The organism is Comamonas sp. (assembly GCF_036643215.1).
Taxonomy (GTDB): Bacteria; Pseudomonadota; Gammaproteobacteria; order Burkholderiales; family Burkholderiaceae_C; genus Comamonas.
In genome coordinates this window covers 56,778-69,208 of sequence record NZ_JAVXSJ010000009.1, presented here as the reverse complement: position 1 = coordinate 69,208, position 12,431 = coordinate 56,778, and the positions used below count along the sequence as shown (strand labels likewise).

The window sequence follows — 12,431 nt, the reverse complement described above, 5'->3', positions numbered from 1 at the left end:
TTATGCACAGATATGGCAAAGCAGACTCCCTGTAAGCGCTTTACCCATCAAAGTTTCAAGTAACACCAAAAATAAACATAAGTGTTTGTTTTATCTATATTTTTCAATTCATCAGATCTGTTGCAGATTGACTGAATTCTGACTTACAAGTTCCGGGTATCGTCTTCGGCATATTTTTCCTCACAAAGTTATCCACAGACTACAAAGCCTTTGCAGGCCTCAAAATCTGCTATAGCTCTTAGAACGCCGGCCTGACCGGTGACCCCAACCCTTCTTCCCGCTCATGTCCCACATCGTTCACGTTGCCGTCCAGACTCCTGCCCACAGTGCCGTTGGCGATCTGCTCAGCTACCGCAGCGATGAGGAACTGGCACCCGGCACGCTGGTGCGCGTGCCGCTGGGCAAGCGGGAGATGCTGGGCGTAGTCTGGGATCAGCCTGCGGGCGCAGAGCCCATCCCCGAAGGCATTGAGCTGCGCGGCATTGCCGGGGTGCTGGAAGGCATTGCGCCGCTGAGCCAGGAATGGCGGCGTCTGGTGGCCTTTGCCGCCCACTACTACCAGCGCAGCGTGGGCGAGATTGCCGTGTCAGCCCTGCCGCCCCATTTGCGCGACATGACGCCCGAGCAGCTGGCGCGGCGGCTGGCTCCGCCCAAAGCGGCCAAACCCAAAAGCCGTAGCAAAAAGGCGCAGGCCGAAGCCATAGAAGAAACCGCCGAGACCGTTGCCGAAGTCGCCGCCACGCCAGCCACTATCCCTTTGGTAGCACTTAGCGCAGAGCAGACTTTGGTTTTTGAGCAAATTGAGCAGAAATCTGGCCCATTTTTGCTCTACGGTAGCACCGGCAGCGGCAAGACCGAGGTCTACCTGCGTGCCGTGCAGGCCCTGCTGGATGCCAACCCCGAAGCGCAGGCGCTGGTGATGGTGCCCGAGATCAATCTCACGCCCCAGCTGGAAGAGCGCTTTGTCGCCCGCTTCACGCCGCAATACGGCAAAGATGCCGTGGTCAGCATGCACAGCGGCATGACCAACCCGCAGCGCCTGAAAAGCTGGCTAGCCGCCCACACCGGCCGCGCACGCATTGTTCTGGGCACGCGTATGGCCATCTTTGCCAGCGTACCGCAGCTGGCGTTGATCGTCGTCGATGAAGAACATGACGCCAGCTACAAGCAGCAAGAAGGCGCGCGTTACTCTGCCCGTGATCTGGCCTTGTGGCGTGGTCGTGCGGTAGGCGCCAAGGTGATTCTGGGAAGCGCCACGCCATCGCTGGAGAGCTGGCATGCCAGCACGCCCGAGGTGGGCCGCTACCTGCGCCTCAATATGCCCAGCCGCATTGGCTCAGCCAGCCTGCCCAAGGTGCGCCTGGTAGACATGACCCAGCAGCCCAAGCGCGCGGTGTTTTCCCCACCGCTGCTGGACGCGATTACCGAGCGCGTGAAGCGCGGCGAGCAAAGCCTGATCCTGCTCAACCGCCGTGGCTTTGCGCCCGTGCTGTTTTGCGCCGACTGCAGCTGGAAGAGCGACTGCCCGCATTGCAGCGCGCACCAGGTCTTCCACAAAGGCGACCGCACCCTGCGCTGCCACCACTGCGGCTTTACGCAGCGCGTACCCTTTGCCTGCCCGACCTGCGGCAACCCCGACATCCTGCCGCTGGGCAAGGGCACGGAGCAGTTGCAGGAAGAGCTGGAACGACTGCTGCGCAATGTGCAGCGCCCCGATGGCAATCCTGCCCGCGTGGGCCGCATTGATGCCGACACGACCAAGACCAAGGGCAGCCTGGAAAAGCAACTGGCCCAGGTGCATGCGGGCGATGTGGATGTACTGGTCGGCACACAGATGGTGGCCAAGGGCCATGACTTTAGACGCATCACACTGGTCGCCGCCGTGCAGCCGGACAGCGCCCTGTACTCCAGCGACTACCGCGCGCCAGAGCGGCTGTTTTGCCTGCTCATGCAAGCCGCGGGCCGGGCCGGGCGCGATGCGCAATATGTGACGGAGCAGGACAGCCACCCTGAGATGTGGATTCAAAGCCACGACGCACAAAACGCCGTCTACGCGGCGCTGCGCAAACACGACTACCCGGCCTTTGCCAAGCAGCAGCTCAAAGAGCGGCTTGACGCCGGCATGCCGCCCTACGCCTTTCAAGCCATCGTGCGCGCTGATGCCCGCACTCAGGAAGCTGCGCAGGCATTTCTGCTGGCCGCCACGCAGGTGGCACGCGATGCAAACCTACCCTATCTGGACGAAGTTTTCATCTACCCCCCCATCCCCATGGCGGTGCAGCGGGTGGCCAATGTGGAGCGCGCCCAGATGTTGCTGGAAGCCACCAACCGCAGCGCCCTGCTGCGTTTTCTGAACGCATGGCAGCAATATCTGCACTGGCTGCGCGGATTGACAGAGCACAGGCCGCTGGTGCGCTGGCTGGTGGATGTAGACCCACTCAGCATTTGAGGCGTCTGACTTCAAGCCTTTTTAGCCTCTAGCGCTTTATAAACAAGCGCAGGGCGCTATGAAATTTAAAGCACCCGGTGACGCTTGGCCAAATCCATCGGGATTTGCGCGAATGGGCATTCCGGCATGGCTATTGCATGGTGTGAGGCTCGGCTCCACAAGAGGCCGACCCATCACATCACGGAGCACTACTTCATGCAAAAGCAAGCCTTCCGCCAGACACTGCTGGCCGCCACCATTGCCGTTCTCGGCGTTCTGTCTGCACCCGGCGCAGCGCTGGCGCAGGATGCCTCTCCTGCTGCCATGCAGGCCGCCAAAGCCCAGACCGCCAAGCCCAATGTGGTGGTGCTGGCCACAGGCGGCACCATTGCAGGTGCGGGTGCCTCCACCGTCAACAGCGCAACCTATACCGCTGCCAAGGTACCTGTGGACAAGTTGCTGGCCGGGCTGCCAGAGCTGGCGCAAGTCGCCAATGTGCGCGGCGAGCAGGTCTTTCAGATCGCCTCTGAAAGCTTTACCAACGACAACCTGCTGACACTGGCCAAGCGCGTCTCGCAACTCTCCAAGCAGGCCGATGTAGACGGCATCGTCATCACTCACGGCACAGACACGCTGGCCGAGACCGCCTACTTCCTGAGCCTGACCGTGCACACCGACAAGCCCATCGCCGTGGTCGGCAGCATGCGCCCCGGCACGGCCTTGTCTGCCGACGGTGCGCTGAACCTGCTCAACGCCGTCAGCGTGGCGGGCTCCAAGGATGCCAAGGGCAAGGGCGTCTTCGTCACCATGAATGACGAGATCAACACCGCCCGCGATGTGAACAAGGACATCAATATCCAGACCGGTGCCTTCAAGAGCCAGTGGGGCCCTCTGGGCATGGTGGTCGAAGGCAAGAACTACTGGTTCCGCGCGCCCGTCAAGCGCCACACCAATAACTCCGAATTCAACATCGACAACATCGACAAGCTGCCTCAGGTCGACATCGTCTACGCCTACGGCAACGTGCAGCCCACGGCGGTGAATGCACTGGTAGATGCGGGCGCCAAGGCCATTGTTCATGCAGGTACCGGCAATGGCTCGGTGGCTGACCGCATGGTCAAGCCGCTGCAGGATGCGCGCGCCAAGGGCACGCTCATCGTTCGCTCATCGCGCGTGCCTTATGGCTTTGTGCTGCGCAACGCCGAGCAACCTGATGACAAGTACGACTGGGTCGTCGCCCACGACATGCGCCCCGAAAAGGCCCGCCTGCTGACCATGCTGGCGCTGACCAAGGGAGCGAATACCAAGGAACTGCAGCGGATGTTCTGGGAGTATTAAGCCCACCCCTGAGCCGCTGACGCGGCTTCCCCTCAAGGGGACGGCAGCCTTTGCCGCGAGGCGGCTCTTGCTGGCTGCCTCTTTGCTGGACCATGCTTGATTTCAGGTTAGAGATCAAAACAGCGGCTTGCGCAGGTGGTGCTTGCGCAAACCGCTATTGTTTTTGCTAGATCATCAAGGCCACAGCGGCGGAAAAAGTCAGAAAAGCCAAACTGGTCGAGACCAAGATGATGCGTGCCACACGGCCACTGTGAGCACCGTAGCGCTCGGTCAGCAACGAGACATTACTGGCGGATGGCAGTGCAGCCAGCAGCACGAGCACCACCAGTGTTTCTTGGCTCAGCGGCAAGCCCATGGCCATGGCGCTCATACCCACAGCCCAGACCAGCAGGGGGTGGACGATGAGTTTGGCCAGTGCAATCGGCACATAGTCACGCGCGGCTACGTTCTCGTGGCTATTCATCTGCGAGCGGGCCAGCACCGCGCCGATGGTGAACAGGGCGACGGGAGAGGCTGCCCCCGCCAGCATGGCCACGGTTTTATCCACAGGACCGGGCAGCACCCAGCCCATGGCAGATGCCAGACCACCCAGCAAGATGGACCAGGGCATGGGGTTGGCAGCCATGCCCTTGAGCGAGTTGCGCACCGCAGTCCAGACACCTTGGCCACCCGCCAGATCAAGCCGCGACAGCGCGATGCAGGCGGAGGTGGTGATGATCATGTCGATGGCCATGGTGACAATGATCGGCCCCGCACTTTGCGCGCCCAGCAGCGCTGCCAGCATGGGCACACCCATGAAGCCGGTGTTGGGAAAGGCGGCAACCAGTGCGCCAAAGGCTGCATCGTTCCAGCCCATGCGCCTGCGGGTCAGCAAGACCGTGGCGCCCACCATCACAGCGGCGCACAGCAGGTAGATCAGAGTGACGTTGATATCCAGCAGCTGATGAATGGGCGTCTGCGCGCCAAAGCGATACAGCATGCAGGGCAGCGCAAAGAACAGCACAAAGGCGTTCAGGCCGGGAATCGCCGCCTGAGGCAGTACGCCGCGCCAGGTGGCGATAAAACCGCAGGCCACCAGCGCAAAGAAGGGGAAGGTGATGAGTAGTACGGACAGCACGCACAAATTGTGACAGCGCTCAGGTTTCGCTCTTGCACTTGCGCCATGAAAAAATTTCAGCCGGAGCTGACACCAAAAAACAAAGCCTGCGCAAGGCAGGCTTTTGTAAACGGCGTAACTGAGCGCCTCAGAGCTTGAGCTCTTTTTCCACTTCGGCCACCTTGCGGCGAGCCAGAGCCAGATTGGCTCGAGTCTTGTCCAGCACCAGGTAAAAGAACACACCGTCGTTAGCAGGCACAGGACGGATGATGTGGTATTGCTTTCCCAGCGTAATCAGGATGTCGTCGATCTGATCGTTCAGGTTCAGCATGCGCATGGTCTTGATCTTGGCACGCACCACTTCGGTGTTGCCAGCAGCTGCCAGTTCCATGTCCACTCCACTGCCCACGCTCCCCATCAGCATGCCGCTAGTACTGTCGACCAGTGCGCCACAAATGGAGCCGTCAGAGGTCATCAGAGCATTCAGAGAATCTTGAATAGAGGCCATAAATCCACCTTATAAAAAAGCAAGACAAGGAACCCACGCAACAACTGCGCATACTTCAAACACAGAACCCCGGTGCGCCTGTTTTCAGGGCAGGAACCCGGTTGAAACCTCACCAGCCGCCCAGAGTGCGCGACCCAGCAAGGCGTTCTGATCGACAACCAGACAGAGAACGGCCGGGAATGCTCCGTTCACTGCCTGGAAAACCACCGTGCCCGACTCCGTCTCAAACGTCAGGCGTCTGCAATCCTTGTGACTTATTTCATTGGCCACGGCCTTGGCCATGGCCATGAGCGAGCCCGCCATGGCGGACAGCCGCTCGGTAGGCAACTCACTGCGAATGCGCAGCGCCGTAATCTCGAAGCCGTCGGGGGTGCAGAGCAACGCAATGTGCACGCCCGCCACAGGGGCCACCACACGCGTCAGAATTTCTTGGCCGGCCTCAATGACATGAGTCGGGATAACAAAAGGAGTATTGGTCTTCATAGGGTCTGACTTTGCAGGGACAGCAGAGATGCCAACACACCGAGGGCGTCCAGCATCTGCTGGCGATCACGGGGGTCTGCCTCGACAACGGGCACAACGTCATGGCCCTTGGCCATCAAGGCCGCACTGAAAGCTTCGAGCTGCGCACCATTGGCAGTGCGGCAGCTGAGGAGAATCATCAAAGGCGCCGAGTCCAGCTCTGCCGCGCCGGTCAACATCTCGGAGGCATATTCCACAGCATCCGCATCATTGACATCAACCATCAGCAGTGCGCCCACCGATGCAGAAAGCACCCAGCGCCGCACAAAGTCAAAACGGTCCTGGCCAGGGCTGCCTACAAGCTGCAGGCGTTCACCAGAACCCAGATCAATTTCGCCAAACTCGGCGCCGACGGTGGTGAACTCTTTGGCGTGCGCCCCTTTGTCCAGATTGCGAACATCGCTGCCCGCCATGAACTGTCCACAAAGACTGCGCAAAGCCGTGGTCTTGCCGATGCCCATAGGGCCTAAAAGGCTCACCCGCATCAAGCCTTGACCAGGCTGGGGCATAAAAGGTGTCATGAACGTCCTCCGCGCGTAATCCAGCCCGTCAACTTGCTCACCCATTGGCGCGTGACCGACGTAGCTGGCTGCGTTTTTGTTGATATGGGCGCTGCAGATGGCTCCTGAGAGCTTCGCAAACTGCAGCGCAATACTGCCTGCACCTGAGGTAGAGACAACAGAGTAAACAATTGAGGCATTTCAATGCCCGAGTGATCGCTGATGGACTTGGCATCAATCGGCCCACGTGACAGCAGCGCCAGCACTCGCATGTTCTGGGCCGTGTTCGCACTGCCGGGCAACGCGATCCACGAACGCAGCTGAAAGCGGTGCATGCAGTCAAAGCCTTGCTGCTGCAGATCTTCCAGAGCCCGCTGCAAAGTCAGCGTAACGCTGACTTTCTGGCGTGCTCTCCAGTCCATGAGAAAGACCGCCGCACGGTCGAGCATGTCAATCAGATCGGACAGTGTGAAGTCCACATCCAGATGCGCGGCCCAGCCCTGCGAAGAGCGCCCCAGCGGTTGCTTAGAGGCTTCGCCTCCCACGTAAACCACACAGGGAGCCTTTGTCTCGTCCTTCGACACCAGAGGCGCAAAGCCTTCAAGCACCAGCACTTCAGCCAAATGCCTGGGCACCTGACGCCAACCAGACAGTGACTTGCGTGCAGCCACAGCAAACAGAGACTCAAAGCGCTGCTGTACAGCAGGCGTCCAGAGCTCTGCAGCCAAGCTCACTTCACCAATGGTTCTCGCCATGCAAAGCACCCTAACTGTTATAGAAAAAATAAATAGCCCATATCAAACCATAGCAAACCCGCTTGATCTTCGGCATATTCAGACAAACATTACACAATCTTTCACACTACAAAAATAACACCTTATTACAACTAATTATTAGAGCTTCACGAATTCACAAATGTAGGCAAAGCGCTCACTGTGCCCCTCCTTTTTGTCAGTTGTGAGGAACGCGATCAGGCCTGTTCACAGTGAGGCGGTATGCTCCCAGTCCTTGTTTTTGATGATGGGTCACTCTGCGTCATGTCCGTTGGTCTCAATCTCGCTCAGCTTCAGGCCGTGCATTACACCGAAGGCCCCTGCCTTGTTCTGGCCGGTGCTGGCTCGGGCAAGACCCGTGTGATTACGCACAAGATTGGTCGTCTGATCGAGACCGGTCTGGCACCCCGCCGCATTGCGGCCATTACCTTTACCAACAAGGCTGCCGCTGAAATGCGCGAACGCGCTGCCGGGCTGATTGGCCGGCAGGCCAAGGAAGTGCTGATCTGCACCTTCCACTCACTGGGTGTGCGCATGGTGCGCGAGGATGGTCACATCCTCGGCCTCAAACCAAAGTTCAGCATTCTGGATACCGACGATGTGACCGGCATTCTGAAAGACTGCGCCGGGGGCACCACCGATGTAGCCACCGCGCGCCAGTGGCAGTGGACTATCAGCGGCTGGAAAAACAACGGCTGGGACAGCCGCAAGGCGCTGGCAATGGCCCAGGACGACAACGAGCGCAGCACGGCCCTCATCATGCAGCGCTACGAAGAACGCCTGACCGCCTATCAGAGCGTGGACTTTGACGACCTGATCGGCATGCCCATGCGTCTGCTCAAGGGCCACCCAGAAGTACGCGAGAAGTGGCAACGTCTGCTGGGCCATGTGCTGGTTGATGAATATCAAGACACCAACGCCACGCAATATGATTTGCTGAAGATGCTGGTGGGCGAGCGCGGCCACTTCACCGCGGTGGGTGACGATGACCAGTCCATCTACGGCTGGCGCGGCGCCACGCTGGACAATCTGAAGAAGCTGCCCGTTGATTTTCCGCAGCTCAAGATCATCAAGCTGGAGCAGAACTACCGCTCCACCAGCGCTATTTTGCGGGCGGCCAACAATGTGATCGGCCCCAACCCCAAGCTGTTTCCCAAGACCCTGTTCTCTGAACTGGGTGAAGGCGAGCCCGTGCGCATCGTCGACTGCGACACCGAAGAGCATGAAGCCGAGCGTGCCGTGGCCCGCATTCAGGGGCTACGCGCCAGCATGAACCCGCAGCCTGCGTGGAAGGATTTCGCCATCCTCTACCGCGCAAACCACCAGGCCAAACCGTTTGAAAAGGCTCTGCGCAAGGCCAGCATTCCGTACAAGGTCTCAGGCGGCACCAGCTTCTTTGACCGGGCGGAAATCAAGGACCTTTGCGCCTGGTTCCGCCTCTGGATCAACAACGACGATGACCCGGCGTTTCTGCGCTCCATCGGCACACCCAAGCGCGGCATTGGCCACACCACTTTGGGCAAGCTGGGCGAATTCTCAGGCGCGCACAAACTGAGCATGTTTGGCGCGCTGTTCAACGCCATGCTGGAGGACGCCCTGCCCAGGAAAGCCTTCGAGAGCCTGCTGGAGTTTGGCCGCTACATCAACGACCTGGAGTATCGCGCTCGCCATACCTTGGGAGTCGATGCTTCTCGTGCCTTTTTGATGGACTGGCTCAAGGAAATTGGCTACGAACAGTATCTGTACGACAGCGAAGACAGTGAGTCCGTAGCCTCTGCACGCTGGAGCAATGTGCTGGAGTTCTGCGACTGGATGGCCCAGCGCGCAGGCGGCAAGATTGAAGATGCCGCGGGGACGACCACAGAGACCGAGGTCAAGAGCCTGCTCGAGGTCTCGCAGAACATTGCCCTGCTTTCCACCATCAGTGAACGGGAGAAAGAGCAGGACATGGTCGTGCTATCCACCCTGCACGCCTCCAAAGGTCTGGAGTGGCCGCATGTCATGCAGGTCGGCGTGACCGAGGGCATGCTGCCCTTCAAGCTCGACGATGACAATGGCAAGCAGCTAAAGGTCAGCGATGAAACAGCGGCCCGCCTGCAGGAAGAACGCCGCCTGATGTACGTGGGCATCACGCGCGCCCAGCGCACGCTGGCCGTAAGCTGGACCAAACGCCGTAAAAAAGGCCGCGAAATGGTGGCCTGCATGCCAAGCCGCTTCATCAAAGAGATGGGGCTGGACGCTGCCACTGCCAAAGAAGACCCGCGCGAAAAGCTGCGCAAACTGCGCGAAGAATTTGCCGCACGCAAAAACCCGGCCGCACCGGGTGCCGCCAATTGATTCCGAACATGACTCTGAGAACTCTGCTTTTCATAGCTGCAAGCGCTTGTGCAACGGGCGCCTGGGCCCAATTTGACCCAAGCATTACCAGCACTTGCCCGCAAGACTGGCAGATGACCGACAAGCAACTGCAAGGCGAGTGGCTAGGCTCAATCAAAGACAGTGACGAAAGCATTCGTATCGTTCTGGGGCCGCACCCTGAGTGGGAGGGCAATGTCAAAGGCAGCGTCAGCCGCCTCGGCAGTACCCACCCCATGGTGGGCGATGTGAACCAGGGTTCTGTCACACTGGAAGAAAGTGCAGATGGCTCACGCATCACCGGCACCTGGCTCGGTGAGGTGACTAAAGACAGCTGCGGTACAGAAATTCACGGCAGTTACCTGGAGGGAGAAAATGTTCCATCCCATGCGTTCATCATGCGCAAGGCCAAGCCTTGAACGGCTTCTGACGTTGCCCTTGGCAACCCGCCTGCGAACCCATTTGATCCCATGAGCTACCGCCCTTTTATCCCGCAACCACTGCCGCTGAGCATCAGCCTGGCGCTGCTAAGCGGCCTGACGCCCGCCAGCGCCAGCGCAGAAATACCCGCGCCAGAGAGCTGGCAGCAATGCGCGGCCACCACCAGCAATACCGACCGCCTGGCCTGCTTTGATGCCTGGGCAATCAAGCAAAACCCGCAAACACCCCCACCGGCAACAACCTGGGCCGCACCCATTGCCAGCACGCAGGAGCCTGCTGCGCAAGCTCCCGCCAGCAATGCAGCCCCCGTGATCGCCCTGACCGAGACCGGCTTGCCCCTGACGCCCACCAACGGCGGCTGCCGCGACCCGCGCTACAGCGAAATGTCGCGTTACTTCGAGCTGGAACCCGGCTCTGACTGCGGCACCTTCAACTTCCGCGGCTACCGGCCCATGTCGGTCTCCGTGGCCATCGGCGATGAGGTCAATCAGCAGCCCTACTCGTCAAGCCGTGGCCTGGCCACCGAGCAGCCCTACCAGAAGCATGAAATGCGACTGCAGCTCTCGGCACGCACCAAGATTGCCTCCGGCCTGCTGACCGGCCCCACCTCCTCGGGCAAGGACTCGCTGTGGTTTGGCTACACCCAGCAGTCTTACTGGCAGCTGTTCAACGGAGACATCTCGCGCCCCTTCCGCACCACGGACCATGAGCCAGAAGTCTTCTACGTCTACCCCACAGATGCCAAGCTGCCCTTTGGCTGGCGCTGGCGCTATTCCGGCATCGGGCTGGTGCACCAGTCCAACGGCCAGAGCAATCCGCTCTCACGCAGCTGGAACCGCTGGTATCTGATGACCGGCGCCGAGCTGGGCAATCGCTGGCAAGTCAACGCCAAGATCTGGAAGCGCATGAAAGAAAGCGCGCTGGAAGACGACAACCCCCACATTCAGGACTACATCGGCCGCGGCGAAATCAAGCTGGGCTGGAACGTCAACGAGCAAAACTACCTGAGCCTGGCCGCACGCGGCTCACTAGGCCAAGGCAAGGGCTCGGGTCGCGTTGAATGGCTGCGCACGCTGGGCGACGGCTGGAACGGCGGCAAGAGCAATCTGCGCCTGCATGTCCAGCTGTTCAGCGGCTATGGCGACAGCCTGATCGACTACAACAAAAAACGTACGGTCTTGAGCGTAGGCCTGAGCCTGCTGGACTTTTAAACGCAGCAGTCGGGCTTCAGGCCAGAAAACCCGAAGCCTTGACCTGCGCCACCAGCAGATCCGTAAACCGGGCATAGCCAGCAGCATTGGCATGCACCTGATCAGCGCGCAGCGCGCTATCGCTGAGCACATCGCTCCATGCATCGGCCAGAAGCGGCACCTTCTTGTCTTCGGCCAGCGTTTTGTAGATGGCGTGATCTTTCATGCGCCCAGTCAGCGCGGCGCTCAGACTCAGCTCAGGTACCGCCACCAGCAAAACGGGAATGGCTTTGCTTTTGCACAACTGCAGCATGCCATTGATATCTGCCTGCACAGCTTGCGCGCTCTTGCGCTGAAGCCAGTCATTGCCACCGGCGCACAAGATCACCAAGGCTGGCTGATGCTCATCAAGCAAACCGGGCAGACGCGCTGCAATCTGGCTGCTGGTCTCGCCCGAGATACCGGCATTCACCACCTTCCAGCCCGTGCGCTCAGCCAGCACGCTGGGGTAGGCCGTGTCCGCACTGGCACCCACACCTTGCGTCAAAGAATCGCCCAGCGCCAGCACGGTTGAACCTGCAGAAATAGCCGCTGCTTTAGGCACTTTTTTACCGCAGGCAGTCAGCAACATCGCGCTGCCAGCCACGACTGCGGCGGCACGAAAACCTTGAAGAACATGGCGTCGGTACGGGTCAAATATCGGCTTCATGGCATCTCTCAAAACAATGGAATGGCAGCGACTAGGAAAGCCCCTTCTCGCCGAGGATAGCCCAGCTCCCACGTCCCAGAGCATGCGTTTCTGCACAACAGAAAAACAGCCCTTCATCAGCCATAAAAAAGCCGCTGCAGCCAAGGCCCAGCGGCTATGCAGATCAGGCTGAGGGATCAGTCTGGCACCACCGCCGTCACTTCAATTTCTACCTTTGCCCGGTCTTCAATCAGTGCTGCCACCTGCACCGCAGTCATTGCCACGCTGAAGGAGCCAATCAGCTCGCGATAGGCCTTGCCAATTTCGGCCTGCTTGGCCAGATATTCTTTCTTGTCGGTGATGTACCAGGTCATGCGCACAATGTGCTCTGGCTTGCCCCCGCCTGCCGCCAGTACCTCCACAATGTTCTGCATGGCCTGCCGGGCCTGCCCCGCCAGATCATCGGTGTGGAACTGCCCGTGTGCATCCCAGCCGATCATGCCGGCAACATAAATCTGGCGGCCACTCACGGCCACGCCATTCGCATATCCTTTGGGCCGGGGCCAGCCCGGTGGCAGCAGTACTTGCATGT

At 59.8% G+C, this 12,431-nt stretch carries 12 protein-coding genes; 5 read left to right on the top strand and 7 right to left on the bottom strand.

What is annotated here, in order from left to right:
• The first annotated feature begins 283 nt into the window (after window positions 1-283).
• Both priA and RSF91_RS08405 read left to right on the top strand, forming a co-directional pair.
• Window positions 284-2,449, top strand: coding sequence for a replication restart helicase PriA (gene priA / locus RSF91_RS08410; RefSeq protein ID WP_332567994.1), 2,166 nt, complete (start codon window positions 284-286; stop codon window positions 2,447-2,449).
• A 195-nt stretch (window positions 2,450-2,644) separates the two neighbouring features.
• Window positions 2,645-3,766 carry an asparaginase gene (locus RSF91_RS08405; RefSeq protein ID WP_332567993.1) on the top strand — a complete coding sequence of 374 codons (1,122 nt, stop codon included), beginning with the start codon at window positions 2,645-2,647 and terminating at the stop codon, window positions 3,764-3,766.
• 166 nt (window positions 3,767-3,932) lie between these two features.
• On the opposite strand, the gene RSF91_RS08400 is transcribed toward RSF91_RS08405, so the two are convergent.
• The 5 genes from RSF91_RS08400 to RSF91_RS08380 form a co-directional block, all read right to left on the bottom strand.
• Window positions 3,933-4,883 carry an AEC family transporter gene (locus RSF91_RS08400; RefSeq protein ID WP_332567992.1) on the bottom strand — a complete coding sequence of 317 codons (951 nt, stop codon included), beginning with the start codon at window positions 4,881-4,883 and terminating at the stop codon, window positions 3,933-3,935.
• 127 nt (window positions 4,884-5,010) lie between these two features.
• A complete protein-coding gene (locus RSF91_RS08395) occupies window positions 5,011-5,370 on the bottom strand; it encodes a hypothetical protein (protein ID WP_332567991.1) in 360 nt (119 codons plus the stop codon).
• A gap of 84 nt (window positions 5,371-5,454) precedes the next feature.
• Window positions 5,455-5,853: a roadblock/LC7 domain-containing protein gene (locus tag RSF91_RS08390; RefSeq protein ID WP_332567990.1), complete on the bottom strand. Its 399-nt coding sequence runs from the start codon at window positions 5,851-5,853 to the stop codon at window positions 5,455-5,457.
• Window positions 5,850-6,413 (bottom strand): GTP-binding protein, encoded by a 564-nt coding sequence (locus RSF91_RS08385; RefSeq protein ID WP_332567989.1) that lies wholly within the window; start codon window positions 6,411-6,413, stop codon window positions 5,850-5,852. The genes RSF91_RS08390 and RSF91_RS08385 overlap by 4 nt, the downstream gene beginning before the upstream one ends.
• A complete protein-coding gene (locus RSF91_RS08380) occupies window positions 6,410-7,147 on the bottom strand; it encodes a hypothetical protein (RefSeq protein WP_332567988.1) in 738 nt (245 codons plus the stop codon). Before RSF91_RS08380 ends, RSF91_RS08385 begins: the two co-directional genes overlap by 4 nt.
• 282 nt (window positions 7,148-7,429) lie before the next feature.
• On the opposite strand from RSF91_RS08380, the gene RSF91_RS08375 reads away from it, so the two are divergent.
• From RSF91_RS08375 to RSF91_RS08365, 3 genes are all read left to right on the top strand, one after another.
• Window positions 7,430-9,502 carry an ATP-dependent helicase gene (locus RSF91_RS08375; RefSeq protein WP_332567987.1) on the top strand — a complete coding sequence of 691 codons (2,073 nt, stop codon included), beginning with the start codon at window positions 7,430-7,432 and terminating at the stop codon, window positions 9,500-9,502.
• A 113-nt stretch (window positions 9,503-9,615) separates the two neighbouring features.
• Window positions 9,616-9,939 carry a hypothetical protein gene (locus RSF91_RS08370; protein ID WP_332567986.1) on the top strand — a complete coding sequence of 108 codons (324 nt, stop codon included), beginning with the start codon at window positions 9,616-9,618 and terminating at the stop codon, window positions 9,937-9,939.
• A gap of 51 nt (window positions 9,940-9,990) precedes the next feature.
• Window positions 9,991-11,172 carry a phospholipase A gene (locus tag RSF91_RS08365; RefSeq protein ID WP_332567985.1) on the top strand — a complete coding sequence of 394 codons (1,182 nt, stop codon included), beginning with the start codon at window positions 9,991-9,993 and terminating at the stop codon, window positions 11,170-11,172.
• 16 nt (window positions 11,173-11,188) lie between these two features.
• Here the strand turns inward: RSF91_RS08365 and RSF91_RS08360 are convergent, their stop codons facing one another.
• The gene (locus RSF91_RS08360) at window positions 11,189-11,860 is read right to left on the bottom strand and encodes a GDSL-type esterase/lipase family protein (RefSeq protein WP_332567984.1); all 672 of its coding nucleotides are present in this window, start codon (window positions 11,858-11,860) and stop codon (window positions 11,189-11,191) included.
• 176 nt (window positions 11,861-12,036) lie between these two features.
• Window positions 12,037-12,429 carry a RidA family protein gene (locus RSF91_RS08355; protein WP_332567983.1) on the bottom strand — a complete coding sequence of 131 codons (393 nt, stop codon included), beginning with the start codon at window positions 12,427-12,429 and terminating at the stop codon, window positions 12,037-12,039.
• Window positions 12,430-12,431: the final 2 nt, after the last annotated feature.

Bases quoted from the DNA above. Each gene is read 5' to 3' on its own strand.
- RSF91_RS08355 (WP_332567983.1), bottom strand. From the start codon at position 12,429: ATGCAAGTACTGCTGCCACCGGGCTGGCCCCGGCCCAAAGGATATGCG.
- RSF91_RS08360 (WP_332567984.1), bottom strand. From the start codon at position 11,860: ATGAAGCCGATATTTGACCCGTACCGACGCCATGTTCTTCAAGGTTTT.
- RSF91_RS08405 (WP_332567993.1), top strand. From the start codon at position 2,645: ATGCAAAAGCAAGCCTTCCGCCAGACACTGCTGGCCGCCACCATTGCC.
- RSF91_RS08390 (WP_332567990.1), bottom strand. From the start codon at position 5,853: ATGAAGACCAATACTCCTTTTGTTATCCCGACTCATGTCATTGAGGCC.
- RSF91_RS08375 (WP_332567987.1), top strand. From the start codon at position 7,430: ATGTCCGTTGGTCTCAATCTCGCTCAGCTTCAGGCCGTGCATTACACC.
- RSF91_RS08380 (WP_332567988.1), bottom strand. From the start codon at position 7,147: ATGGCGAGAACCATTGGTGAAGTGAGCTTGGCTGCAGAGCTCTGGACG.
- RSF91_RS08365 (WP_332567985.1), top strand. From the start codon at position 9,991: ATGAGCTACCGCCCTTTTATCCCGCAACCACTGCCGCTGAGCATCAGC.
- RSF91_RS08370 (WP_332567986.1), top strand. From the start codon at position 9,616: ATGACCGACAAGCAACTGCAAGGCGAGTGGCTAGGCTCAATCAAAGAC.
- RSF91_RS08385 (WP_332567989.1), bottom strand. From the start codon at position 6,413: ATGACACCTTTTATGCCCCAGCCTGGTCAAGGCTTGATGCGGGTGAGC.
- priA (WP_332567994.1), top strand. From the start codon at position 284: ATGTCCCACATCGTTCACGTTGCCGTCCAGACTCCTGCCCACAGTGCC.
- RSF91_RS08395 (WP_332567991.1), bottom strand. From the start codon at position 5,370: ATGGCCTCTATTCAAGATTCTCTGAATGCTCTGATGACCTCTGACGGC.